General features: G+C 43.7%; 23 protein-coding genes. 6 read left to right on the plus strand and 17 right to left on the minus strand.

What is annotated here, in order from left to right:
• Nucleotides 1-25: 25 nt before the first annotated feature.
• Both V6D42_RS11585 and pchC read right to left on the minus strand, forming a co-directional pair.
• Nucleotides 26-1,246, minus strand: a complete 1,221-nt coding sequence (locus V6D42_RS11585) for a cytochrome P450, cyclodipeptide synthase-associated (protein ID WP_333513322.1) — start codon at nt 1,244-1,246, stop codon at nt 26-28.
• 14 nt (nt 1,247-1,260) lie between these two features.
• Nucleotides 1,261-2,007 (minus strand): cyclo(L-leucyl-L-leucyl) synthase, encoded by a 747-nt coding sequence (gene pchC, locus V6D42_RS11590; RefSeq protein ID WP_333513323.1) that lies wholly within the window; start codon nt 2,005-2,007, stop codon nt 1,261-1,263.
• A 417-nt stretch (nt 2,008-2,424) separates the two neighbouring features.
• Here pchC and V6D42_RS11595 point away from each other — a divergent pair, with 417 nt between their 5' ends.
• Nucleotides 2,425-2,934, plus strand: coding sequence for a MarR family transcriptional regulator (locus tag V6D42_RS11595; RefSeq protein WP_168748851.1), 510 nt, complete (start codon nt 2,425-2,427; stop codon nt 2,932-2,934).
• A gap of 19 nt (nt 2,935-2,953) precedes the next feature.
• Nucleotides 2,954-4,165 (plus strand): MFS transporter, encoded by a 1,212-nt coding sequence (locus tag V6D42_RS11600; RefSeq protein WP_333513324.1) that lies wholly within the window; start codon nt 2,954-2,956, stop codon nt 4,163-4,165.
• A 26-nt stretch (nt 4,166-4,191) separates the two neighbouring features.
• Here the strand turns inward: V6D42_RS11600 and V6D42_RS11605 are convergent, their stop codons facing one another.
• From V6D42_RS11605 to V6D42_RS11620, 4 genes are read right to left on the minus strand one after another with little or no spacing between them, the layout of a single operon-like run.
• Nucleotides 4,192-4,551: a phage holin family protein gene (locus tag V6D42_RS11605; protein WP_333513325.1), complete on the minus strand. Its 360-nt coding sequence runs from the start codon at nt 4,549-4,551 to the stop codon at nt 4,192-4,194.
• A 1-nt stretch (nt 4,552) separates the two neighbouring features.
• Nucleotides 4,553-4,750: a PspC domain-containing protein gene (locus V6D42_RS11610; RefSeq protein ID WP_024122997.1), complete on the minus strand. Its 198-nt coding sequence runs from the start codon at nt 4,748-4,750 to the stop codon at nt 4,553-4,555.
• A gap of 4 nt (nt 4,751-4,754) precedes the next feature.
• A complete protein-coding gene (locus tag V6D42_RS11615; RefSeq protein WP_333513326.1) occupies nt 4,755-5,852 on the minus strand; it encodes a DUF4097 family beta strand repeat-containing protein in 1,098 nt (365 codons plus the stop codon).
• Between the two features lie 23 nt (nt 5,853-5,875).
• The gene (locus V6D42_RS11620; RefSeq protein ID WP_095712926.1) at nt 5,876-6,202 is read right to left on the minus strand and encodes a hypothetical protein; all 327 of its coding nucleotides are present in this window, start codon (nt 6,200-6,202) and stop codon (nt 5,876-5,878) included.
• A 217-nt stretch (nt 6,203-6,419) separates the two neighbouring features.
• Between V6D42_RS11620 and V6D42_RS11625 the strand changes: the two genes are divergently transcribed.
• On the plus strand, nt 6,420-6,650 hold the full coding sequence (locus tag V6D42_RS11625; protein WP_010332037.1) for a hypothetical protein: 231 nt from the start codon (nt 6,420-6,422) through the stop codon (nt 6,648-6,650).
• Nucleotides 6,651-6,693: 43 nt separating this feature from the next.
• Here the strand turns inward: V6D42_RS11625 and uvrA are convergent, their stop codons facing one another.
• The 3 genes from uvrA to V6D42_RS11640 all read right to left on the minus strand — a co-directional run bounded on the left by uvrA (nt 6,694) and on the right by V6D42_RS11640 (nt 11,972).
• Nucleotides 6,694-9,567, minus strand: coding sequence for an excinuclease ABC subunit UvrA (uvrA, locus tag V6D42_RS11630; protein WP_333513327.1), 2,874 nt, complete (start codon nt 9,565-9,567; stop codon nt 6,694-6,696).
• Between the two features lie 7 nt (nt 9,568-9,574).
• Complete coding sequence (gene uvrB, locus V6D42_RS11635; protein ID WP_268447071.1) at nt 9,575-11,560, minus strand: excinuclease ABC subunit UvrB; 1,986 nt, start codon at nt 11,558-11,560, stop codon at nt 9,575-9,577.
• 181 nt (nt 11,561-11,741) lie between these two features.
• Nucleotides 11,742-11,972 carry a DUF2198 family protein gene (locus V6D42_RS11640; protein ID WP_010332040.1) on the minus strand — a complete coding sequence of 77 codons (231 nt, stop codon included), beginning with the start codon at nt 11,970-11,972 and terminating at the stop codon, nt 11,742-11,744.
• 578 nt (nt 11,973-12,550) lie between these two features.
• On the opposite strand from V6D42_RS11640, the gene V6D42_RS11645 reads away from it, so the two are divergent.
• The 3 genes from V6D42_RS11645 (at nt 12,551) to V6D42_RS11655 (ending at nt 17,056) form a co-directional block, all read left to right on the plus strand.
• On the plus strand, nt 12,551-15,046 hold the full coding sequence (locus tag V6D42_RS11645; RefSeq protein WP_333513328.1) for a PEP/pyruvate-binding domain-containing protein: 2,496 nt from the start codon (nt 12,551-12,553) through the stop codon (nt 15,044-15,046).
• Between the two features lie 76 nt (nt 15,047-15,122).
• Nucleotides 15,123-15,692, plus strand: coding sequence for a TetR/AcrR family transcriptional regulator (locus V6D42_RS11650; protein ID WP_010332042.1), 570 nt, complete (start codon nt 15,123-15,125; stop codon nt 15,690-15,692).
• A gap of 29 nt (nt 15,693-15,721) precedes the next feature.
• Entirely contained in the window at nt 15,722-17,056 is a 1,335-nt protein-coding gene (locus tag V6D42_RS11655; protein WP_268447069.1) for an MFS transporter, read from the plus strand.
• Between the two features lie 47 nt (nt 17,057-17,103).
• On the opposite strand, the gene V6D42_RS11660 is transcribed toward V6D42_RS11655, so the two are convergent.
• The 8 genes from V6D42_RS11660 to prfB form a co-directional block, all read right to left on the minus strand.
• A complete protein-coding gene (locus V6D42_RS11660; protein ID WP_326203411.1) occupies nt 17,104-18,300 on the minus strand; it encodes a S1C family serine protease in 1,197 nt (398 codons plus the stop codon).
• A 78-nt stretch (nt 18,301-18,378) separates the two neighbouring features.
• Entirely contained in the window at nt 18,379-18,732 is a 354-nt protein-coding gene (swrA, locus tag V6D42_RS11665; protein WP_015251121.1) for a swarming motility protein SwrAA, read from the minus strand.
• Between the two features lie 380 nt (nt 18,733-19,112).
• On the minus strand, nt 19,113-20,555 hold the full coding sequence (gene ctpB, locus V6D42_RS11670) for a carboxy-terminal processing protease CtpB (RefSeq protein ID WP_010332045.1): 1,443 nt from the start codon (nt 20,553-20,555) through the stop codon (nt 19,113-19,115).
• A 140-nt stretch (nt 20,556-20,695) separates the two neighbouring features.
• Complete coding sequence (ftsX, locus tag V6D42_RS11675) at nt 20,696-21,586, minus strand: permease-like cell division protein FtsX (RefSeq protein ID WP_010332046.1); 891 nt, start codon at nt 21,584-21,586, stop codon at nt 20,696-20,698.
• Complete coding sequence (gene ftsE, locus V6D42_RS11680) at nt 21,579-22,265, minus strand: cell division ATP-binding protein FtsE (RefSeq protein WP_333513329.1); 687 nt, start codon at nt 22,263-22,265, stop codon at nt 21,579-21,581. Before ftsE ends, ftsX begins: the two co-directional genes overlap by 8 nt.
• A gap of 232 nt (nt 22,266-22,497) precedes the next feature.
• Nucleotides 22,498-22,836, minus strand: a complete 339-nt coding sequence (cccB, locus tag V6D42_RS11685) for a cytochrome c551 (RefSeq protein WP_333513330.1) — start codon at nt 22,834-22,836, stop codon at nt 22,498-22,500.
• A 48-nt stretch (nt 22,837-22,884) separates the two neighbouring features.
• Nucleotides 22,885-23,730 (minus strand): YitT family protein, encoded by an 846-nt coding sequence (locus V6D42_RS11690; RefSeq protein WP_024123009.1) that lies wholly within the window; start codon nt 23,728-23,730, stop codon nt 22,885-22,887.
• Nucleotides 23,731-23,901: 171 nt separating this feature from the next.
• A protein-coding gene (gene prfB, locus V6D42_RS11695) for a peptide chain release factor 2 (protein ID WP_333513331.1) occupies nt 23,902-25,003 on the minus strand; the annotation gives its coding sequence in 2 pieces (ribosomal slippage) (nt 23,902-24,930 and nt 24,932-25,003; 1,101 coding nt in all).
• Between the last annotated feature and the right edge of the window lie 42 nt (nt 25,004-25,045).

The following is a 25,045-nucleotide window of genomic DNA, read 5'->3' on the forward strand; positions in this document are numbered from 1 at the left end:
CGCATTCGGGAGAGACCTGTCACTCTTATTGGGTACTGTCGAACGTAACATGAAGTGAAACAGGGCCGCGGGTATACAGACCGGACTCAGCATAGTGAAAACCTTCCTCTAATCTGATATTCCGCATCTTATCCAAAACAATATTGGCCACTATTTCAATTTCGGTTTTGGCAAAAGCTGCTCCTACACAGTTATGAATGCCAGACCCGAAAGCGAGATGCCGCGCGGCGCCGCTAAATGCGCTCTTGAAGCCGAGATCTTCTCGGTGAATATTAAACATATCAGGATGTTCAAACGCTTCTGGATCACGGTTAGCTGCTCCGATCATACAAAAAACAATCGTATCCTTTTTGATCTCCATACCGCCGACAACAGTATCTTGGGAAAGCTGCCGCGGAATCAGCTGGACCGGCGGTTTAAAACGAAGAGTCTCCGCAATAGCCCTGGGCACTAGAGAACGATCAGCTAATACATCATTCATTTGTTCAGGATTGTTGAGCAAATGATACACCATAAGGGCCAGCGTCTTATCAGCTGGTTCAGTGGCCGCCAACAGCACATTGAGAATCAGCGCCAGTATATCCCTGTCGGACATGGCCATGCCTTCATATTCAGATGTACACAGGATGGAAATTAAGTCTGATCCCGGGTTGACACGGCGTTCTTCGATAACCGGCATTAAATAGCGTGAGAGCTGTTCACTGCACCACAAGGAATAGGCCTGTGCTTCTGGGGTCTGTGAAATGCTCGTAATAAAATCGGCAACACCGCTATGCCATTCGGCGATTTTTTCGTGGTCATTTTTATCCAGACCAAGCATGTCCATTGTGACACATACAGCAAACGTCTTTCCAAAATCGTTCACCAGATCGATTTTTCCCTTTTCGAGATAAGGGGTTAACAAATTTTCTGCATTTTGTTTAATTAATGGTGTAAGATGTTCCAATGCATCTCCAACAAAGCTCCTCACCACGATTCTTCGTTTAGCCGAGTGTTCTTTCCCATGCATTTGGGCCAGTACAGGACCCCGCATGACCGGCTCAGCACGTTTCACAAGTGATTTTGTCGTAAAAATATCAGGATGCTGCAGGACATAACGAACATCGTGATAACGGCTTATGAAATAACTGTCTATTGATTCTTCATAATGAACAGGATCTTCCTCCCGCAGCTGAGAAAAATAAGGATATGGATCTTCCTGAAATTGATCAGACAGCACGCTAAACATTTTAATCGATTGATTCATGTTAACTCCCCCCATCATCCTTCAGATGTTATCGATGTTTCAGTAAACATCGGCATCAATTCCTGCACAACAAGATAGCCTTGATTCGAACGCATACGAATAGAGAATTCATGATTACTGATCTTTTCACCCAGCTTCCACGGACGATGATAAGCAAGGAGCGTCTCTTCTACTTCAAGAATATCCGGAGCTCCAATAAAAAACGGAAGCTCAGCAATGACATATTCCACAGCCATATTCAGCATATCCTCACTGATTTCTTCCATCATTAAACTGATGCCGCGCGCTCGTCCGATAATCGCTTCCCGAGACATCTCCAAACACGCATGACGAAAATGAGGCTGTTCGAAAAACGCGTTTTCAACTTCATGTCTCATCAGCTGATACGCTGTGTTATCCGTAAAATCAGAAAATGTATGAATCGCACTTGGGTCCCCGCCGTGAGCCAAAAGTGCCCGTTCTGCAAATCTTCTGTTCCTCGATACCTCTTTTCTGACTTTTCGCTCAGCCTTGCCTCTGGGGGTGCCGAGCGCTTCAAGCAAATTAGCCGCCTCATGCCCCGCAAGCAAAACAGAAACGTTATCAAACTCAGCAGCCGCCCATTCGATCAGTCTGTAAATGTAATCTTCTGAAAACCTGCTGTTAAACGGGCTGATCCCGATCAGAACATGCCGGCGCCGTTCAAATATTTCTCTGCAATTTTGTGTCAAAGACTCAGCAGTAAAGCCCAAAGACATTCTATCCGTAACCATCTCTGTCATCTCATTCACCTCTCGACTTATCTGGCTTTAAGTCATAACCCTTTACTATAAGATGAATTATTGACGCAACTAAACAAAATGAATGGCAGGCAGCACTTAAAGCTTTTCAAGGACCTTTTCAGCATCAAACTTCTTTTGATTTCATTTAATAGATGATTGTCATAATTAATGTTTACTAGTAAACAATAGTCATTTTATCCCTTATTCTACCATGTGTCAATATCAACGGCCCTAAAAAATTGAAAATAAATGTAAATGTCACAGCTTTCACACACTATTTTCACTAGTCACTTTTCAGCTTCCTTAAGCACCAGCAATTGACAACAAAAACAAGAACAGATAAAATTAAATTGTTCACCGGTAAACGATTTTTATTGTTTCCTGGTTAACCATTAATTCAAAGAAAGAAGGTAGCCTATGTCCGTTTTGACAAAACAGCTGATATACGACATATACGTTCGGCTCCTGCATCTTAATGAACAAAAAGCGAATACTTCACTTCAGCAATTCTTTAAGGAGGCTGCAGAAGAAGATGTGATTGATGTTCCCAAAAACATGACTAGCATCCATGTCATTGACTGTATTGGCCAACATGAACCGATTAATAATACGGGAATTGTTAAAAAAATGAACTTATCAAAAGCGAACGTAACGAAAATCAGCACAAAACTGATTAAAGAAGGATTTATCAATAGCTATCAGCTGACTGATAACAAAAAAGAAGTCTATTTCAAATTAACCCGTAAAGGCAGACAGATTTTTGATTTGCATGAAAAACTGCACAAAAAAAAGGAGCTGGCATTTTACCAATTCCTTGATTCATTCTCACAAGATGAACAGAATGCTGTATTGAAATTTTTAGAACAGCTTACCTCTAGACTTGAAGCTGAGCAAACAGATGATACTTCTGAGAAACCTGTAAAGTAAAAAAGGCGGTGTGTTCTTTATGGCTCAAACGAAATCAAAGGCAATGCTGATCTTGTATATTGTTTGTTTCAGCGCATTTTTTGCTTCTTTAAGCCAAAATATTTATTCACCAATCATTCCGATTATTAAAGAATCATTCCATGTCTCTGTAACCCTCGTGAACCTGTCAGTTTCAGTTTTTATGATTGTGACAGCCATTATGCAAATTATTTTGGGCACCATCATCGACTTTAAAGGCGCGCGTTATGTCTTGCTTGCCGGAATACTGGCAACAGCGGCAGCCAGTATCGGGTGTGCCGTCACCACTGATTTTACTTTGTTTCTTATTTTTAGAATCGTACAGGCAGCCGGTTCCGCAGCACTCCCTCTCATTGCAGCCACCACAATCGGCCAGCTATTTACAGGCAGTGATCGCGGGAATGCCATGGGTACGTATCAAATGCTTCTTTCGGCCGCACCGGCTATTGCTCCGGTCCTCGGGGGATTGATCGGCGGTGCTTTTGGACACGAAGGGATCTTTTGGATGCTGACGGTGGTCTCTGTTCTTTTATTAGCAACAAACAGCATTTTCTTCCCTAAGGATCATAGTGAATCAAAGCGAGATGCAAAATCAGGCAGTTTGCTTGCGCATTATAAATCCATTTTCACAAACAGAGCTGGAAATGTCATTCTGACCTTAAGCTTTTTTCTCTTTTTCATTTATTTCGCGGTTATTGTCTATCTGCCCATATTGCTGACAGAACATTATCATATGGATGTGCGGATAGCGGGACTGTTATATTTGCCTCTGGCGTTAAGCACAATCGCTGGTACTTTTCTGTTTAAAAACATACAAGCAAAAGTTCCTCTCAGCACCTTGTTTGTCTACAGCAATGCAATTGCAGCAGGCAGCATCATTTTATTTGCTTTTACCCATTCCGTCTCGATCATTCTCATGGCTCTCACATTGGCGCTGTTCGGTGTCTCGATGGGGGTTATTCCTCCCCTGTATTCCACGATAATCACCAATGAGTTTGAACAAAACAGGGGAAGCGCGATCGGAATCTTTAACTTTATCAGATATACAGGCATGGCGGCCGGTCCGATGATATCAGCTTATCTGTTAACATGGATGCCGTCTGCCATGTCATTTGGCCTTTTGGGTATCGCATTTGCCATATTAAGCTTTTGCCTTCTGCCGTACATGCATCGGCCGAAACATGACATCAAACAAGAAAAACATCCTATGTAAAAAAGCTGCCATTTGGATGGCAGCTTTTATTTCTTACGAAGCGGTTCTAAAATGCCTTTTTGAATCAGCAAATGGAACACCGACAGGACAACAGATGCCAGGATGGCTGATCCGAAGCCGTCAATTTGAAAACTGTCACCCATAATAGACGCTGTCATCATCAAGGTGATGGCATTAATCACAAACAAAAAGAGACCCAGCGTCACAACTGTGACAGGCAGTGTAAAGATAATCAAGAGCGGTTTAATCAGCACGTTTAAAATTGATAAAATGATGCTGGCAATAATCGCTGCCCCGATGCTGCTGATATGGATGGAATCAATGTAACCGTCAATGACGATTAATAATAATGCATTTACTAAAATGCTGACTGCCCATTTGACCATGTTACTTCATATCCCTTTCTGATGGAACAATAAAAATCCAAATGATATATATGAGCAGAACAGGAATAACGCTTGTCATAACGGCTAAAATGACGGTTATCACTCTGAGGAGTGACGCATCCCAGTTGAAATACTCCGCCAGGCCGCCAATGACGCCGGCCATTTTCCTATTTTTTTCTGAACGATATAATCTATTCATTCGATCACCTCTGTGTATACTTTAATTTGATGGCGCCAGTTAATGATTCGGAGAAAACGGCGATGTTTTGATCATGTGCTTGATTAGAAGTGAACATCATTTCTTTTTGAATGGTATCATTTTTTTCTTTCAGCATGTCAACATCTATTAATTCGTGGGACAGCGAGCCAAGATTGCTTTTCAGCTCAGCCTTCACCGCAAGATCATCCGGAATCGCCAGCTCCACATTTCCAGTCGTCGTTTTTGTGTAAATCGAGCGGCAGTCTGATTCTGTGACAGTAATCGCGATATTTCCGTTAAAGCTTTGAACATCAATGGATTCGCTTTTTCCACGCAGGTCAATTAGCCCGTTAATGGTTTCCGCTTCTATTGTGCCGCAATTGTGATTGGCTAGCTTAATTTGGCCATTTGCCGTTTCTGCTGAAGCTTTTTCAGCCGTCAAATTCGAGAACGACAGCACACCATTTGTCGTTTTCGCCGAGAACTCTTTTACATGTAAATGTTCCCCTCTGATCGGTCCGTTAAACAGCTTCACCCGAATCTTATCATACTCCTTCTGAGGAATATACAATGTGACATTGGTTTTCATTGTTTTCTTTTCCGTACGGATAAAAAACTTATTGCCTTTAATTTCACATTCAATATGCTGAAGAAAAGCGTCTCTCGCTGCTTCCTGGCTGTCAACGCGATATACCTTCGCCTGGCATTCCGCTCTGATATCCTCGTCTTCCCACGGAACAATATTTACGCTGCCGTTGGCGATCTGAAGCTCTACACTGGAAAAATCATTATCCTTAAATTGAAAAATATGCTGTACGTCAAACGAGTGACCGAAGTTCAAATCAAGATCAACTTCTTTGACCTTTTTCACAGCAGAATCAATCCAATCGAACAGCTTCGCCCCTAAAGACGGCTTGCCGCCCTCTTTTTTGGCCGCTGTAAATGGCTCATCCTCTTCATGAACGTTAACTGACAGAGCCATGATTTTTTCTTCTTTTTCCTTATAGTCGCTGTCGAGCTTTTCAATCAGCGTCAAGGCTTCCTGTGCCGTCAGCTTCCCTTCCTCTACAAGCTTGAGGATTCGTTCCTTTTCCTGCTTCATTCGATCTCCTCCCTATGATCTACTTATGCTGCACGCAGCACCTTAATGCCCTGAATGACGTTCCAAATGATAATACCGAGTACAACTAAGAAATAGACGATGACTCCACCAATCATCACAAAGACAGGCAAAACGCTTTCCCCATCAATGGCAATGGCCCCGCCAAGAAAAGCGATAAATAAGATCAGCCAGCCGACAAAGGGAACAATGTGGGAAATAAGAGAACGCACCGCGTGACGTTTCGTCTCTTTCTCATCAACAACAAAGTAAGCGACAATCGGCACAATGACCGGCGCAATAAATACACTGAAATAACAAAGTGATGCAATTATGGCTTGATTACGGTTCAATTTATCCAACTCCTATCGTTAACATCCGTTGCTATGAATCAGGACGTTTTACTTAGATAGATATACGTATAGAACCTCCAAAGGTTTCAAAATCATCCTATAGTCATGCTTCCATTTACGGAAATTAGATTTTGAAAAGTTTTAGAAGTAGAATCTTTCAGCCGTACCAATTACAATATGTAAAAAGCTTACGGCAATTAAGGAGGCTGGACAAGCAATGGAGAAAGATCCCAGTGATTATACAGTAACACAAGAATCCGTTTTAAAACTGATTCATGAACAAAAAAGGATGAATCGTGAAATGCTAGCAGAGCTTGAACAGATTCACGGACCTTTTCCCATCTCTCATGATATTCAATATATTAAAGTTCTTCTGGACAGCAGCAGCACTCATATTGTTCAAGATTTAATGAATGTGAGCCGGAGGCTGCATAAGAAGACGTTTTAATAAATACTGCAAAGAACAGCGAAAACCCTCTAAAAAGAGGGTTTTAAGATGTTGCTGTTTCTTTCGCTTCCAAGAGTGATTTCATACGTTTTTTGTCTCGCTCCATAACAGGCTTCAAATAACGCCCTGTATACGATTCTTCCACTTCAGTGATTTCCTCCGGCGTTCCTGACGCGACAATGGTGCCGCCTCCGGCTCCGCCTTCAGGCCCCAGATCAACAATATAATCAGACGTCTTGATGATATCAAGATTATGCTCAATGACAAGCACTGTATCCCCATTATCAACCAAACGCTGAAGCACGACAAGAAGTCTGGCGATATCGTCGACATGCAAACCTGTTGTCGGTTCATCTAAAATGTACAGCGTGCGGCCGGTTGAGCGTTTATGCAGTTCAGATGCAAGTTTCACCCGCTGCGCTTCACCGCCTGACAAGGTAGTCGCCGGCTGGCCGAGCGTAATATAACCAAGACCAACATCGTACAGGGTTTGGAGCTTGCGCTTAATTTTCGGGATATTTTCAAAGAAAGAAAGAGCATCTTCGACCGTCATATCAAGCACATCAGAAATGCTTTTTCCTTTGTATGTCACTTCAAGTGTTTCCCGGTTGTAGCGTTTGCCGTGGCACACTTCACATGGCACGTATACGTCAGGAAGGAAGTGCATTTCAATTTTTATAATCCCGTCTCCGCGGCAGGCTTCGCATCGCCCGCCCTTCACATTAAAACTGAAACGGCCTTTCTTATAGCCGCGGACTTTCGCTTCATTTGTCTGTGCGAATACATCGCGAATATCATCAAAAACACCGGTGTATGTCGCAGGATTTGACCGCGGCGTTCTTCCAATCGGCGCCTGATCGATATCGATGACTTTGTCTAAATGTTCGAGGCCTTTGATTTCTTTATGGCTGCCGGGCTTCGCTTTTGCTTTATGAAGCTTTTGCGCCAGTGCCTTGTGAAGAATTTCATTGACGAGGGTGCTTTTCCCTGATCCTGATACACCCGTAACAGCTGTAAACGTTCCTAGCGGAAACTTGGCATTTGCTCTTTTCAAATTGTTTTCTGAAGCGCCTTTAATCTCAATATAGCGGCCGTCAGGTTTTCTTCTCTCGGGAGGCAGCGGGATAAACTTTTTCCCTGATAAATAGCTGCCTGTTAACGAATTTTGATCTGCCATAACCTCTTCCGGGGTACCCGCAGAAATAACTTGTCCTCCGTGGATGCCGGCACCCGGGCCGATATCAATTAAATAATCGGCTGCCATCATTGTATCCTCATCATGTTCTACGACGATCAGCGTGTTCCCCAGGTCTCTCATATTTTTCAGCGCGCTGATTAAACGGTCGTTATCACGCTGGTGCAGACCAATTGACGGTTCATCTAAAATATAAAGCACACCTGATAACCGCGAACCGATTTGAGTTGCAAGCCTGATGCGCTGCGCCTCTCCCCCGGACAATGTTCCCGCTGCCCGGCTCAGTGTCAGATAATCAAGGCCGACTTTATCCAGAAAGCTTAACCGCTCCACAATTTCCCGGAAAATCAGATCTGCAATCTGCATATCCTTCTCAGATAGCGTAAGGCCTTTGAAGAAATCAAGGGCATTTCCGACAGACAGCTCGGTTATTTTACCAATGTGACGTCCGTCGACCAGTACGGCAAGCGCCTCTTTCTTTAACCGATAACCTTTACAAGTCGGACAAGCCTTTTGGGACATATATTGCTCCATCTGCTCACGGATGTAATCCGAGCCTGTCTCCTTGTAGCGTCTTTCAATGTTGCGCAACACGCCTTCAAATTGGATTTCACCTTCGCGTAATTGCCCGAAATCATTTTCGTAACGGAAATAAATCAGGTCATCTCCGCTTCCATAAAGCACTTTATCCAGCTGATGCTTTGGCAGATCCTTTACCGGCACATCCATATCAATGCCGTAATGGGTGCAGACCGCTTCAAGAAGCTGCGGATAATATTGTGAGCTGATCGGCGTCCAAGGGGCAATTGCATTCTCCTTCAACGACAAATCTTGATTGGGAATGACAAGATCTGCATCAACTTCGAGCTTCATGCCGAGACCGTCACACGTTGGACACGCTCCGAACGGGCTGTTGAATGAAAAAAGCCGCGGCTCAAGTTCACCGATTGAAAATCCGCAATGCGGACAGGCATGATGCTCACTGAACATCAGCTCCTCCTCACCGATCACATCAATCATGACACGCCCTTCACCTAACCGAAGTGCTGTCTCCAATGAATCCGACAGACGGGCTGCTACGCCATCTTTTACCACAATCCGGTCAATGACAACCTCGATTGAATGCTTCTTATTCTTTTCTAACTCGATCTCATCAGAAAGCTCGGCCATCTCGCCGTCAATTCTGACTCTGACATAGCCTTGTTTTCTGATCTGCTCAAGCACCTTTACATGAGCGCCTTTTCTGCCGGACACAATCGGCGCCAGCACCTGAAGCTTCGTCCGCTCCGGATATTCCAAAATCCTGTCCACCATCTGCTCAATGGTCTGTGACGTGATTTCGATCCCGTGCTCCGGGCAATGAGGCTTTCCTACTCTCGCATACAAAAGACGCAGATAATCATAAATTTCTGTTACCGTACCGACAGTAGATCTCGGGTTTCGACTTGTTGTTTTTTGATCAATGCTGATGGCAGGAGAAAGCCCTTCAATCGCATCCACATCAGGCTTATCCATTTGCCCTAAAAACTGGCGGGCATAGGCGGATAACGACTCAACATATCGTCTCTGCCCTTCTGCATATATGGTGTCGAAGGCAAGGGAGGATTTCCCTGACCCAGACAGTCCCGTGACGACGACAAGCTGATCTCTCGGGATGGTCACATCAATATTTTTCAGGTTGTGCGCCCTTGCTCCCTTCACCTCAATCCGGTCCATAGCCATTCTTTCATCATCCTTCCGCTTTTAACTCTAAAAGTAAATCGCGAAGCTCCGCGGCTCTCTCAAAATCAAGCGCCTTGGCGGCTTCCTTCATTTCATGCTCCATTTGTTCGACGACTTTCTGACGCTCTTTCTTCGTCATTTTCGACAGCTTCGGCGCAGCTTTTGTTTTATACTCCGCTTTGTCCTCAGCAGCCACTGTCGCACGAATCACGTCACGAATTTCTTTATTAATCGTTTGCGGCGTAATGCCGTGCTCTTCGTTAAACTGCTCCTGCTGCTCGCGCCGGCGTTTCGTTTCATTAATCGCAATTTCCATAGACTTCGTCATTTTATCGGCGTACATAATGACACGGCCTTCCGCGTTTCTCGCCGCACGTCCGATCGTCTGAATAAGCGAACGCTCCGAACGCAGGAAGCCTTCCTTATCCGCATCCAAAATCGCAACCAAGGATACTTCCGGAATATCAAGCCCCTCTCTCAGGAGGTTGATGCCAATGAGCACATCATGCTTGCCGAGACGCAAATCACGGATAATTTCGATCCGTTCAAGCGTCTTAATTTCTGAATGCAGATAATTAACCTTGATGCCGATTTCTTTTAAATAATCGGTTAGATCCTCTGACATCTTCTTCGTCAAAGTCGTCACAAGCACCCGTTCATTCCGTTCAACTCTCGCGTGAATTTCACCGATTAAATCATCAATCTGGCCTTCAATCGGCCGCACGTCAATAAGCGGGTCAAGAAGCCCTGTCGGACGGATGATCTGCTCTATCATTTCGTCTGTATGTTCAATTTCATACGGCCCTGGTGTGGCTGACACATAGACGATATTGTGCATATGCTTTTCAAATTCTTCAAACCGGAGCGGGCGGTTATCAAGCGCTGACGGAAGACGGAATCCGTGATCCACCAGCACCTGCTTTCTCGCCTGGTCTCCGTTAAACATGCCGCGCACCTGAGGAATCGTCACGTGCGACTCATCCACCACAATCATAAAATCGTCAGGAAAATAATCGAGAAGCGTATACGGCGTTGAACCCGGCGGACGAAGCGTCAAATGTCTTGAATAATTCTCAATGCCGGAGCAGAACCCCATTTCCCGCATCATTTCAAGATCATATCTCGTCCGCTGCTCTAAGCGCTGCGCTTCCAGAAGCTTGCCGTTTTCATGCATGACCTTCAGCTGCTCCTCAAGCTCCTTCTCGATATTTTGAATCGCTTTTTCCATTTTTTCAGCCCGCGTCACGAAGTGGGATGCCGGGAAAATCGCGATATGTTCACGGTCGCCTAAAATTTCTCCGGTCAGGGCGTCCACTTCCCTAATTCGTTCAATTTCATCTCCGAAAAACTCGACTCTTACACAGTGTTCATCACGGGATGCAGGGAAAATTTCCACTACATCTCCGCGCACACGAAATGTACCGCGCTGAAAATCAATGTCGTTGCGGGCATATTGAATGTCAACAAGCTTTCTAAGCAGCTCGTTGCGCTCAATTTCCATTTCAGGACGCAATGACACAACCATTTCACGGTATTCTTCAGGCGAACCGAGACCGTAAATACAAGACACACTCGCAATGATAATCACATCTCTCCGTTCAAACAGAGACGATGTAGCGGAGTGTCTAAGTTTATCAATTTCATCATTAATGCTTGCATCTTTCTCTATAAATGTATCCGTTTGAGGCACATACGCCTCCGGCTGATAATAATCATAGTAGCTGACAAAATACTCGACAGCGTTATTCGGAAAAAATTCCTTAAACTCGCTGTAAAGCTGTCCGGCAAGGGTTTTGTTATGGGCAATGACGAGTGTCGGCTTATTGACTTCTTTAATCAAATTGGACACCGTAAATGTTTTGCCCGTTCCTGTTGCACCCAGCAGAGTCTGATGCTTCTTGCCCTCCTGAATGCCTTTGACAAGCTTTTCAATGGCTTTCGGCTGATCTCCCTGGGGCTGGTATTTTGAGACTAACTCAAAGCGATCTTTCACAAATAAGCCTCCGTTTCTTTACGAAATCTTCCTATAGATATAGTAACACAATGGAAAGCAAAATCACCAAAAATACGAACTAAAGTTCGGTGGTTATTTATTTCCAGCTGATTTCATGTATAAAAAACCTGCTTTTAAAACGTAAAAGCAGGAATTCATCTTCTTATTCATTATGTCCGGTTTATTCTTCTTTTTTCTCAGCAGCTTTTTTGGCCATATAGAGTCCGCCGGCCACAAGAGAGACAACATCTAATCCCACAATAAGATACGTTTCTGTATAGCCTTTCAAATAAGAGGCAAACAGCAATGCAGCTGTAAGAGCGATCGCCACATAATGGTTAAAGGTCACTCTCGTAAAAAGAACGACAAGCATAAAAGGGAAAAATAATGCAAAAACGGCTTTTGTAATCACAAAAACCCTCCTCAGGGATTCTTCATCTGATTTGATTATAGTAAAAAATGAAGAATCGGACAATCGTGCAATGGTTCCCTCTTTCTACACCATACCCTTTTTCAGCTCAATTCAATCATGGTTTCTGCCGCGAAACCCTTCTCTTAAACAAGCAATGATGATTTTACGTATTCGGTTCAAGCAGTAACAAATCATCTTCAGCACAAGGGACGGTATCAAATATAAAGAAAAATTGATATTAGTGCTGCTGAATAAGAGCTGAAGCCGTACTGATTGTCAAATCAACAGGAGGGCAGGCATTAAGTCTCATTTAATGAAGAAAGCTTGACCAACAGTGATCTGAAAGCTCAATGAAACGATTTTCGAATACGGAAAAATAGGCATACAGACCTGTTTCAGTTTTATGGTTTATGATTATCTAACTAACTTAAATATTCATTTTATTTAGGGCTTTTTGCGTTTGACAGCATTTTCCTTTAAACCTACAATTGATTGATAGTGTTCACTATCATTTTTGAACATTGGCTCCGAAAAAGAAAAATAGAGAGAAAAATACCAAGGAAAGAGGGGTTTTAAACATGTACTCTGTGTTATTTCGCCAAGCTGAAGAATCCAGTCAGCTAGCTGGAGCTAAAGGCATGAATCTCATTAAACTGACCAAACACGGACTTCCTGTTCCGGATGGGTTTATTATTCAAACGAACGCTCTCGCCCGTTTTATGGAGGATAATCAGCTTCATGATTCAAGCGAAAATATCGAAAATGCCATTATTGCCGGAACATTTTCAGATGAGCTAAAGAACGAGCTGACGAGCTCCTTTTACGAGCTGAGAGAATCATATCGTTCCGTGGCCGTCCGCTCTTCATCAGCCTCAGAAGATTTAGAGGGCGCTTCATTCGCCGGTCAATACGAAACCTATTTAAATATAAAAACAGAAGAAGAATATCTGGCTAAGGTGAAAGAATGCTGGGCCTCCTTTTTCTCAGGCAGAGTCAGCCGCTATAAGAAAAAAATGAACAATCAAATCGCAGAGCCGTTAATGGGTGTAGTGGTGCAGGGCCTGATCAATTCGGACATATCGGGTGTAATTTTCAGCCAAAATCCTGTTACCCATGATGATAGAGAGTTATTAATCAGCGCCAGCTACGGCCTGGGGGAAGCTGTTGTATCAGGAAGCGTCACCCCTGACACGTATATCGTTCATAAAGGTTCATTTGAGATTCAGAAAGAAATGGGTTTAAAAGAGATCTACATGGAGTCTGCAGCAGAAGGCATTGCCGAAAAAGAAACGAGCGAAGACATGCGCAGCCGTTTTTGCCTTACAGATGAACAGGTGATTGAACTGACTGAAATCACCAAAAAAACCGAAGCTCTTTACGGATATCCTGTCGATTTAGAATTCGGAATCGCCGATCATAAACTATACCTTTTGCAGGCGCGGCCAATTACCACCATTGAACAGGATAAAAAAGCGGCTGAGGAAGAACGGAACTTCATGATCACCGACGAGGATATGGATGATTTTTGGCTCAATATGGAGTCCAACATCGAAGGCCCGGTCAGTCCGTTATTTTCATCTTTTATTGTGCCCGCACTTGAATATGGCTTAAAGAAAAGTATGCGGCAGTTCCCAATCGGTGTCATCGTCGATGAAGTAAAAGTGTATCGTGGACATATTTATTCAAAAAATCAAGGCGAACAACAACTGCCTCCTGAGGACAGTGCCGAAGAGCTTTTTCCGATATTGTCCGAGCGCATGTACGATATCATTCATAACACGTACCTTCCGTTTTACCGGACATTGGACCAACTCGCACAAACGGAACACACTCCGGAAAGTGCGCTGGATGCCTTTAAAAAACTGAAGGCCTTTTATCTCACGGCCTATGAGGAACACTTCAATATCGTTTTCCCGCAAATTCTTCTGACGAACAAACTGCAAGCTATGTATCAAAACATTCAGGGTGAAACTGAAAACTCACATTTCTATGAGATGCTGACAGGAGTCATGAACAAATCTCTGGAAACAGACCGCCGCCTATGGCAATTCTCCGTTGAAGTTCGAGAAAACCCGATTTTGACAGCCCTTTTTGAGCATGCCCAGCCGGAACATTTGCAGGAGAAATTGGAACAAACTGATGAGGGAAGAGAATTCCTGCAAAAAGTCAATGAATTTTTACAGGAATACGGGTGGAGATCTGTAAAAAGCCACGACCTCATTGAACAAACATGGGCAGAGAATCCATTTTACGCATTGACTCATATTCAAAACTACGTCCGCAATGGCTATCATTTTGACAACGAATTTAAGAAAACCATTAAAAAACGTGAGAAGTTGTACAATGAATTCTTCCAAAGCATTGAGGATCCCGCTTTGCAGAAAGAATTTGAACGTTATTATCAATGGACGCTGAATTCGTCCAATATTAAGGATGATCATCATTTTTACATTGACGCTATGCTGGATGCCAAGGCGAGAGTCTTTTTGCTAAAGGTAGGAGAATTGCTGGCAGAAAGCGGTGTGATTCAAGATCGAGAAGACCTTTGGTTCTTATATGATGACGAGGTGGAAAATGCGCTCCTTCATCCCGTATCCCTTCAAGAGAAGGCTGAAAAACGGAGACAAATGTTTCACGAGTATGAGCTGGCACAGGCGCCTGCTTATCTCGGTACACCGACAAAAGCGCAGCTGAAAGCGGCTGAAGAAATTGTCGGTGCAGTCATAGAAGATGAAAAAAACACAGAGAATGATATTTTTGGAGTTGCAGCATCAAGCGGTATCGCAACAGGGCCGGTGAAAGTGATTCGGGATGCCAGTGAGTTTTCTCAATTCACACCTGGAGACATCCTGGTTTGCAAAATGACGACACCACTATGGACCAGCCTGTTTCAAGATGCCAAAGCCATTATTACAGACACAGGAGGAATCTTGTCTCACGCAGCGATTATCGCACGCGAATACGGCATTCCCGCTGTTCTCGGCACACGTGCAGCGACAGAAAGGCTTCGAGATGGAGACATCGTCACTGTAGACGGAAACAGCGGCAAAATCACAGTTGTCAGCCGATCCTGATGCGCCCTCCCTCTTTATTATACAAGCGGGGCAGGTGTATACTTGTCCTGCCAGTATATTCGTGAGGTGAAACGTATTGAGACCGACAAATCGCAGAATCCTTGATGCTGCCATGCAGCTGCTCGTCAAAAAAGGATATCATGCAACGACGACAAAAGAAATTGCAGAAAAAGCAAACGTAAGTGAAGCGACGATTTTCAGGAATTTTAAAAACAAACAGGGGCTTGTCGAGGCTCTGCTTTCTCAGCATTCAGCAAATAGAAATCGCATCTTTGAGCAAACAGAAGGTGATTTATACAAAGACCTGCTGCATATCGGAACCTGTCTGCTGGAGGAGCTTGAACAAAGAAAAGATTTAATTAAAATCAGCTTTCGTGAACCCGCCATGTTTCAGGATGTCATCAACCATGTGACTGAATATCCCCAATCTATGAAACAGCTTTTGGTTGATTATCTCACAAGCATGGGTGAGAAAGGGGCTATCCAGACAGGAGATGAAGCTGAACATGCCGATGTATTTATTTCGATGATTTTCGGTTACTTTGTACACCGTCTTCATTTAGGCGACAGAGTAATTAGAACGCCCCAGGAAAAAATGCTGGAGCACAGTACAGCTATATTCGTCAAAGGAATTACTGCCCGTTAGCTCCTTGGCAAAACAAAAGGAGGATCCCAATGAGCTCAAAAAAAGAATGGGCGCTGATCGTCTCTCTTTTATTGGGGGCCATCCTGGTTCCCATTAACTCAACGATGATCGCAGTTGCGCTTTCATCTATATCACATACGTATAATGAATCCATCGCAAGCATCACTTGGGTGGTTACTGTTTATTTAATCGTCATGGCCGTCACACAGCCGATAGCTGGAAAACTCGGTGACATGTATGGCAACAAAACCATGTATTTATGGGGCGTCGGCCTATTTCTGATTGCCTCATTAGGCTGCGCTCTATCGCCGAGCCTGTTTTTATTAATTGTATTTCGGGCTTTGCAGGCTGTTGGCGGGGCACTGCTCACGCCAAACAGCATTGCCATTATCCGGCACGTTGTATCAGAGAAACGCCTTCCGAAAGTGTTCGGCTATTTCGGACTCGGCGCAGGACTCGGCGCCGCTCTCGGGCCGTTTATCGGCTCTCTTTTGATTGACAGCTTCAGCTGGCATTCGATTTTTTGGGTCAACATCCCGTTTCTCGCTATTGCTTTATTTACAGCATTGACCATGTTTCCTCAATATAAAGAAAACAAATCAGAGGCGCCGCTGGATATCATCGGCTCTCTCTTGCTGGCAGGCAGCATCGTTTCAATTATCCTTCTGACGAAAAATGAGTCTTCATGGGGCTATGCATTATACAGCATATTGATACTGCTTTTTGTCCCGCTTTTTTTCAGACGGGAAAAGCGCACACAGCACCCAATCATTGATTTTGCGCTGTTTAAAAGCTCAACCTTTACAAATGCCAATCTATCCGTCTTGTTAAGCAATCTAATGATGTATGCCGTCTTATTGATTATGCCCTTATTCATGACAAACCAGTTTGGGCTTAATACGTCTAACAGCGGCATGGCGCTTTCTGTCTTTTCGATATTTATGTCGGCGAGCAATTGGGCAGGCGCTCAGCTCCATCAGAAATGGGGTGCGAAAAAAATCATATTTCTCTCATTTGCGATGATGGCCGGAGCCAATTTGTTATTTTTGCTCTTGAGCAGCTCCCATTCCGTTTCCTTCCTGATGATCTCACTTATTCTCGGAGGGCTTGCATCCGGAGTCGGACTGACCAGCATGCAGGTATCATCCCTTGCCACAGTGGAGCCCGCGATGTCCGGAGTGGCTTCCGGCATTTTCTCGACCTTCCGTTACTTCGGAAGCATTATTTCGTCAGCCTTAATTGGCCTGATTTCTGGGTATCACACATTATTTATTATTCTTTTCGCGGTATCCGTCATTGGTGTTTTTGTCTCGTTAGGCATCAAATCTGACGAAACGGCACGCATGGAGCAAAATTCAGCGTAAAACAAAACAGCCCGGCGCCACACAAACATGTGGTGCCGGGCTGTTTTTTATGATCCAGGCAAAGCGGCTGCCTCACCTTCACGGTCATCCTTTACGAACAGAATGCCCAATTCATGATGTTCTCCCTCGTAAGACGCACGCTGATCAAAGCGAATCTCCCCGTTCAGTCCGATAATTTCAAGCTTCACATACGCACGGTTGCGCTGGAGCGCTTCATAAAAATCAGATACGTGCTTCACGGGCACGCCGTTGACCTTCGTAATAATTTCCCCGATTTTTAATTCCAAGTCTTCAGCTGGTGTATTTGGTATAATACCAAGCACCATTAAGCCTTGATCACGCTTGGAGAAATAAAACGGGGCTGCATTGTCGTTTAACCTTTGCTTCACGGACAGAAAAATACGTCCTAATACAGCCGCACAGACTGCTGCACCCGCAAGCGGCGTCCACAGCAAACTCGCAGCACCGAGAGCGGAGATGATAAGCCCGAGAATACAGACTCGCTTCGCTGTGATTCTTATACTGGTTTCAGGAAGGGAACCCTGCACCCTTTGGCCGAATCCGACAAAGTAAGGTATCCATAGAAAATGGAATGACCCTCCGGGAACGGAAAACACAGGCCACCAGCTAAGGTGTGATTCTAATCCATTGCCAGGTACAAGAATAAACAGCGGCAAAAGCCATATACGGTTTGCAAGCTGCTGACCGATCGGCAAACCACGGCTGCTGACGACCAATCCCGGTGATGTTTTCACATGGGCGGAACGATATGCAACCGCTCCTTCAGCGATAACCAGTAAGCCCAAAAACACCGCCAGGGCTGGCCACATGACTGCAAAGCCCTGCGGAAACCGATCTAGAAAAGGTTCAGCCTGATTCACTTGCAGTCCAAAACCTATCAGTATACTCACACTGACGATATATGCAGCAGACATCCAGTTTGCGCGAAGAGTGAGCGCTGCCGCTGCAGTCATAACGGCAATAATTGCAAGTATACCGAGAGGAATCGAAATTCCGAGTACCCCTAAAACAATAGACAAAAGGATACCAGGGATTAACCCTTTTGTATATGTAAATTTCAGTTCATCATAAATATCTGCTATTCTGGTATGAAAGGTTTTTCGTTCACGTTTGATCCTCACATATCCGAAAGCCAGACTTACAATGACAAAAAACCAGAATAGCGGGTGCAAAAAGAACAGGCCCGCACTTTTTAACAGTTCAAATCCCCATTGAACAGACACTATCTTTCACCGCCTCAAGCCAAACATGTTACTCATATTCTATCAAATATTACATGGCTTGGATATCCTCAGGAGGGTTTATCTCTCTTGCGTCATCCACAGCGTGACATTCGATAGTGAAAAATCCTTTAAATAATGGTTTACATCCACGTCCAATAACCCGCTGATCAGGTGCATCGACCTCTTTATATCTGTCAGATTAATTCCTAATCGTTTATGATTTTTCATTAAGTAATTAAAATAATGCTTGGCACATTCTTCATTAATGTCATTGACCGATTCAACATTTGTGTAATTCACTAGATACCTGCTAAACAGCATAAGAAGACTTAGTGCTTTTGTAGCTGAAAATGTTACGTCTTGTGTTCTGTCTTTTAATTGTTCCACTAATTCATAATATTTTTTTTCACGCACAATACTTGCCCTCTTCAATTGTGAACCCCCATTTTCTTTGTACAGATAAGCACGGGCCAGTATAAGCAGCAGTACTGGAGTGCTAACAAGCATTCTCGCTAACGTTCTTTAAATACCTGTAGTTCAGCTGCCATAAACCTGATTACTGTTCTTTTTAGAACCTTCTTATATTGTATGAAGTAAACAAAGACTAGGCAACTTGCAAAAGTTTCATTTTAAATGCATATTTTCTCGTTAGAAAGTCTCTCTCATATATTGATATCGGGTAATCCCGGTCCTTTATAAATGTTTATTTGTGAAAAATTTTTTAATATCTTGTCAAAAACTCAATTTTTATGTGACTTTTAGATTATTTATTCACTAAGCATAAAGAAACAGGAGATGGAACACCATCTCCTTTAATTAACAAATAATGATTTAAGCGCTGTTTGAAGCTGCAAATCATTTTCTTCATCTGATTTTTTCATTTCAATTAAATGATTTATTTTCTTCGCCGTGCGATTGTCAATCACACCTGTTTTAGCGAGCTTGTTTTGATCCTGAAAGGCCAAGACCGCTTTTTTCATTTCTTTGCTGAAATAGCCGTCTTCCCGACTTGGATCAAAACCGAGTCCTTTCAGTAAAACCTGCGCATGTTTCACATCTTCATTGTTCATATCTGCTTTAAGAGGCTCCTTGAGCTGCAATGGACCTGCGGAGAAATAATCAGGCTGTTTAATTGCAATGGTCGGCTTAACACCCTTTTTATGAATCCAGTTCCCATTCGGCGTCAGCCACTTGTAAAGCGTCAACTTAATATTGCTGCCGTCTCCCATCGGTACAGCTTGTTGAACAGTTCCCTTTCCGAAAGACGTGTCACCTACAACATCATAATGCCCCGCTTCTTTTAATGCGCCTGCAAGAATTTCAGATGCAGAGGCGCTCCCCTTATCTGTGATGACATTGACAGGGTATGTTTTTTTATGGGTCAATGTTGAAAAATAACGTTTTCTATCTCCATTGCGTTCAGCAATCTGAATGTAAGGCTGATCCTTTGTAATGAAATGCTTAAGAATCTCTTCAACACTTTGAAGATATCCGCCCGGGTTTCCTCGAACATCCAGCACGAGGCCTTCAATCCCTTTTTTCTCGAGCTTGCCCAACGCTTTTGCAAAATCCTCCGCAGTATGCTCAGAAAAAGTAGAAATGGCGATATACCCGACAGAATGCCCCTGCACTTTTTTCTCTGAAGCAAACACTGTTTCAAGGGGAATTTCAGCTCTCTTAATGCGGAATGACAATTGCTTCTTCGTCCCGGGCCGCTGAATCTTTATTGACACGCTGGAACCTTTCTTTCCTCTTATTTTTAAGACAGCGTCATTTAAATCCTTGCCCGCCATCGATTCTCCATCAATACTGATAATTTCATCATTCGGCTTCAGCCCGGCTTTTTCCGCAGGAGATTGTTTAAATGGCGACACAATAATGATTTTGCCTTCTTCCACTCCAACCTCAGCCCCGATGCCTTCGAAAGAGGAATCAAGAGAATCAGAAAATTGCTTTGCCGTCTGCTTGTCCATATAGACGGAATAAGGATCGTTTAATGTAGACAGCATTCCTTGAATGGCTCCTTCAAGCAGCTTTTCTCTATCAACCTTTTCGACATATTCATTCGAAATCAAATCATATGCTTTTTCAATTTTATCCATAGCTGCAGCCCGATCAGAGTCAGCTTGAGCCGTTGCGGCAACAGCTGCGGCTTCGGGCTTTTCGGCTTCAAGCAGGTTCATTCCCGCATAAACGCCGGCGCCTCCGAACAGCATGCTCCCAGCCGCTATCACAGCGATTATTTTTTGATTCATCCTTTACTCCTCCTGTATGCCAGACTGTCTTTGCAAAACCTAGAGATAGTATATGTAAGGGATGGAGATTTCATGTAATCATAGAAGAAAAAGAAGGCAAAAGAAAAAGCCGTCCCGCAACCGGGATGGCTTTTTTGTGTTTATACTCGCAAAAACTTGCGGATGGAAGTCAGGCTTCCCCATACTCCAATCACTGCGCCGATTGCAATCAATACAAGCGAGACTTGGAATACAAACGGATTATATGGAAGAAGAGAGACAAATGAGCCTTGAACCTTCGGAACGACCCATCCGATAACATATTGATAAGTGCTCAATACAAGCGCGATCGGAATGACTGAACCGAATACACCCAGCAGCAATCCTTCAAGGAAAAACGGCCAGCGGATAAACCAGTTCGTCGCACCAACAAGCTTCATGATTTCAATTTCTTTTCTTCTTGCAAAAATCGTAATTTTGATGGTGTTGGAAATTAAGAACATCGCCGTAAACAATAGGCCGATAATTAACGCGATTCCGATGTTGCGGGAAACGCCGACTACTTTAAACAAACGGCTGACCTCTTCTTTTCCGTAAGTAACTTTATAAACATGATCCATTTTTTCAATCTTTTTCGCGACACTTGGCGTATCATGCGGGTCGGTCGTTTTCACGACAAACGCGTCATTCAGCGGGTTTTCCTGATCCTGCATCGTCAGGGATTTTCCGCTGTCTCCAAAACTGTCAACTAACTGGTCAAGCTCTTTTTCTTTAGATGAAAAAGTGACACTTTGAATGCCGTTCAGGTCTTTTATCTCATCCTGCAGCTTGTCCTGTGCCTTCTTATCTGCAGTCAGATCAACCAATACCTTGATTTCGACTTCTTTTTCAGCATTCGTAGCCATGTTATTTAAATTCAGCATAATTACTAAAAACACGCCGACTAAAATCAGCGTAACGGTTACTGCACTAATGGATGCGAACGTCATCCATGTGTTTCTCCCGAGAGATTTAAAACTCTCACGCAAATGGCGCCCGAGAATTTTAATCATAAGAACCATACTCCCCTCTTGACTCATCACGCACAATGATACCATCTTCGATTGCAATGACACGTTTCTTAATGGTGTTTACGATTTCTTTATTATGTGTCGCCATTACGACTGTTGTTCCGCGGTTATTAATCTCCTCCAGCGTCTTCATGACTTCCCAAGACGTATCAGGATCAAGGTTTCCCGTAGGTTCATCAGCAATGACAACATCAGGGCTGTTCACAATTGATCTGGCTATAGAGACACGCTGCTGCTCCCCGCCTGAAAGCTGGTCAGGGAATTGTCTCGCTTTATGCTTCAGCTGCACCAAATCAAGCACTTCAAGCACCCGTTTTTTAATGACAGACTGCTGTTCTCCAATCACTTCAAGGGCAAAAGCCACATTCTCAAACACCGTCAGTTTCGGGAGAAGCTTGAAGTCCTGGAAGACTACACCTATTTTACGCCGCACGAAAGGAATCTCTTTTTCTTTAACCGAAGCGAGATCTTTATGATTGAGTAAAATTTGCCCTTTTGTCGGCTTTTCTTCTCTGTATATCATTTTAATAAAAGTAGATTTACCCGCTCCGCTCGGTCCGACAACATAAACAAACTCTCCGGGATGAATAGTAACTGAAATCCCGTTTAGCGCCTTTACACCGTTCGGATAGGCTTTGTATACTTCTTTCATTTCTATCATGAAATCACCTAATCTTTTATATCATTTTATGTCGCACGGTCATACTCTTCGAAAGCATTCGACAGTTTATGACCCATTCATTTGTAAAAAGATGAAAAATCTGAAAGTTTGATTTTCAACACACTTCATTATACGTCAAATTTAGACATAATACTATTACAGTTTCTTTTCATTCATCATTATTTCGGCATAAAAAAATCCTTGCCCAAGTCGCGGCAAAGATTTTCTGATATTACTTTTTCTCTGAGAGCCATTTTGCAATAGAAGCGGCTTCCTTATCATCTACAAGCCCCTTCGGCATATTGCCCCGTCCGTTTTGGATAATGCTTTCAATTTTTTCTTCGTCGTATTTGCCCCCAACCTCTTGGAGATTAGGTCCTGACACACCTTCTAAATCCTTGCCATGGCAGCCTACACAGCTCTGCTGATATAATTCTTCCCCTTCAGAAGCAGAGGCTTCTGTTTTGCTGCTGTTGTCTGTCTTCTTTTCTTTTGCATCGTTAGAACCGCAGGCAGCCAGCAGGGCTGAAATAGCAAATACAAGCATTAGTATCGATAGTTTTGATTTCATGTTGAGAAGCACAACTCCTTTACGATCTCTTCCATATTATAACCTCGTTTAAGCGCGTTTGAAACCCTCGCCCAGCACCTCGCTTGCATCTGCTACAATCACAAAAGCAGTCTCATCAATCTGTTTGACGATTTGTTTCAATTTCGTGAATTCAGTTTGGCCAACCACGCACATTAAAATTGGTCGTTCGTCGTCAGTATATCCGCCGACTGCAGAAATTTTTGTAACGCCTCTGTCAATTTTTTTAAAAACAGCTTCCTTTACGGCCTGTTCCTGTTTTGTAATGATAAGCGCCATTTTAGAGCGGTTGAAGCCGACTTGGACGACATCAATGGTTTTACTTGATACATACACCCCAAGCATGGCATACAGTCCCTGCTCTATATTAAATACGATCATCGCCGTAACAACAATTAAACCGTCAATGATCGCGAGACACGTCCCTAATGAGAGACCCGTGTATTTATGAATGATTTGAGCGGCTAATGCCGTTCCTCCCGTCGATCCTTTGCCTAAGTACACAATGCCGATTCCAATCCCGATGCCGACGCCGCCAAAAATCGCCGCCAGAAGCTCATGATGTGTAGCCGGCTGAATATCTCTCGTCAAAAACACGACAAGCGGCAAAAAGACAGAACCCGCAAGTGTCTTGAGTCCAAATTTACCGCCAAGCAAAATGATACCGGCAATAAATAAGGGAATATTAATGATCCACTGGACATAGGCCGCTTCAAAACCATATGACTGTAAAATCGTACTGATCCCGCTGACACCGCCTGCGGCTATTTTGTTTGGAAGCAGAAATACATTAAAGGACACTGCTGTAATTGCTGCCCCTATCAGTATGTATACATAATCCCGTATAACCCGAAGACTTTTATTCCGTACATCTATCATTACAACCTTCCTCCGTTTCTTCCTATGCTCTCCGATAGCATTTTAATCCTTCCCCGATCAGATGTAAATAACACCCAAATACAGTGGTAATATGCTAAAGCAGCAGCGAAAGCAAGGATATGCAGGCAATAAAAAAACACACCTGCAGACACCAGGTGTGTTTCCCGCTTATGAAAGTTTAGAACGCAGGTATGCGTCAATAAATACGTCAATATCTCCGTCCATTACGGCTTGAACGTTACCCATTTCTGTATTGGTCCGATGGTCTTTTACCATGGAATACGGATGGAAAACGTAAGAGCGGATTTGGCTGCCCCAGCCGATCTCTTTTTGCTCACCGCGAATCTCATCCAGCTCTGCCTGCTGTTCTTCAATCCTGCGCTGATACAGCTTTGCCTTCAGCATTTTCATTGCTCTTTCACGGTTTTTAATTTGGGAACGTTCTGTTTGACATGTCACAACCACGTTTGTCGGCAAGTGAGTAATCCGAACTGCTGAGTCTGTCGTGTTGACGTGCTGTCCGCCTGCTCCGCTTGCACGGTACGTATCAACTTTAATATCCTCTGTACGGATATCAATATCAATCTCATCGTTGAATTCAGGCATAACTTCACAAGATACGAATGAAGTGTGACGGCGGCCTGATGAGTCAAACGGAGAAATCCGCACGAGACGATGGACGCCTTTTTCCGCCTTGATATATCCATAAGCGTTGTGCCCTTTAATCAGTAATGTGACTGACTTAATACCGGCTTCATCACCAGGAAGGTAATCGAGCGTTTCTACTTTAAAGCCGCGGCGCTCAGCCCATCTGGTGTACATTCTGAGAAGCATAGAGCCCCAATCCTGTGACTCAGTACCGCCTGCACCCGGATGCAGCTCCAAAATTGCATTGTTTTTATCATACGGCTCACTGAGAAGAAGCTGAAGCTCAAACTCATTGAACTCCTTCGTTAATGCCTTTAACTCTTTCTCAAGCTCAAGCTGGAGATCTTGATCCGGCTCTTCTTTCAGAAGGTCATGAGTCATTTGCAGTTCTTCATGGGATTCATTCAATTTTTTATAGGAATTGACATAATCCTTTAAACCATTTGCTTCATTAATGACCGTTTGGGCTTTCTGCTGATTATTCCAGAATTCCGGATCAGCCATTTGCTCATCTAGCTCAGCAATGCGGGTCTCCTTTGATTCGAGGTCAAAGAGACCCCCTAAAGTCCGCTAAACGAGAAGCCATATTTTCGAGCTCAACTCTAATTTCTGATAATTCCATTCCATTCACCTCATTAAAAGATCCGCGGGCGCTCAAGGCGCC

This window comes from Bacillus sp. 0909A (assembly GCF_036765115.1).
Lineage (GTDB): Bacteria > Bacillota > Bacilli > Bacillales > Bacillaceae > Bacillus > Bacillus mojavensis.

What these genes read in the sequence shown, in the direction of transcription:
- uvrA (WP_333513327.1), bottom strand. Translation starts at nt 9,567, where the DNA reads ATGGCTATGGACCGGATTGAGGTGAAGGGAGCAAGGGCGCACAACCTG.
- V6D42_RS11615 (WP_333513326.1), bottom strand. Translation starts at nt 5,852, where the DNA reads ATGAAGCAGGAAAAGGAACGAATCCTCAAGCTTGTAGAGGAAGGGAAG.
- V6D42_RS11645 (WP_333513328.1), top strand. Translation starts at nt 12,551, where the DNA reads ATGTACTCTGTGTTATTTCGCCAAGCTGAAGAATCCAGTCAGCTAGCT.
- V6D42_RS11605 (WP_333513325.1), bottom strand. Translation starts at nt 4,551, where the DNA reads ATGGTCAAATGGGCAGTCAGCATTTTAGTAAATGCATTATTATTAATC.
- ctpB (WP_010332045.1), bottom strand. Translation starts at nt 20,555, where the DNA reads ATGAATCAAAAAATAATCGCTGTGATAGCGGCTGGGAGCATGCTGTTC.
- V6D42_RS11585 (WP_333513322.1), bottom strand. Translation starts at nt 1,246, where the DNA reads ATGAATCAATCGATTAAAATGTTTAGCGTGCTGTCTGATCAATTTCAG.
- V6D42_RS11625 (WP_010332037.1), top strand. Translation starts at nt 6,420, where the DNA reads ATGGAGAAAGATCCCAGTGATTATACAGTAACACAAGAATCCGTTTTA.
- pchC (WP_333513323.1), bottom strand. Translation starts at nt 2,007, where the DNA reads ATGACAGAGATGGTTACGGATAGAATGTCTTTGGGCTTTACTGCTGAG.
- ftsX (WP_010332046.1), bottom strand. Translation starts at nt 21,586, where the DNA reads ATGATTAAAATTCTCGGGCGCCATTTGCGTGAGAGTTTTAAATCTCTC.
- V6D42_RS11595 (WP_168748851.1), top strand. Translation starts at nt 2,425, where the DNA reads ATGTCCGTTTTGACAAAACAGCTGATATACGACATATACGTTCGGCTC.
- V6D42_RS11610 (WP_024122997.1), bottom strand. Translation starts at nt 4,750, where the DNA reads ATGAATAGATTATATCGTTCAGAAAAAAATAGGAAAATGGCCGGCGTC.
- V6D42_RS11655 (WP_268447069.1), top strand. Translation starts at nt 15,722, where the DNA reads ATGAGCTCAAAAAAAGAATGGGCGCTGATCGTCTCTCTTTTATTGGGG.
- cccB (WP_333513330.1), bottom strand. Translation starts at nt 22,836, where the DNA reads ATGAAATCAAAACTATCGATACTAATGCTTGTATTTGCTATTTCAGCC.
- V6D42_RS11600 (WP_333513324.1), top strand. Translation starts at nt 2,954, where the DNA reads ATGGCTCAAACGAAATCAAAGGCAATGCTGATCTTGTATATTGTTTGT.
- ftsE (WP_333513329.1), bottom strand. Translation starts at nt 22,265, where the DNA reads ATGATAGAAATGAAAGAAGTATACAAAGCCTATCCGAACGGTGTAAAG.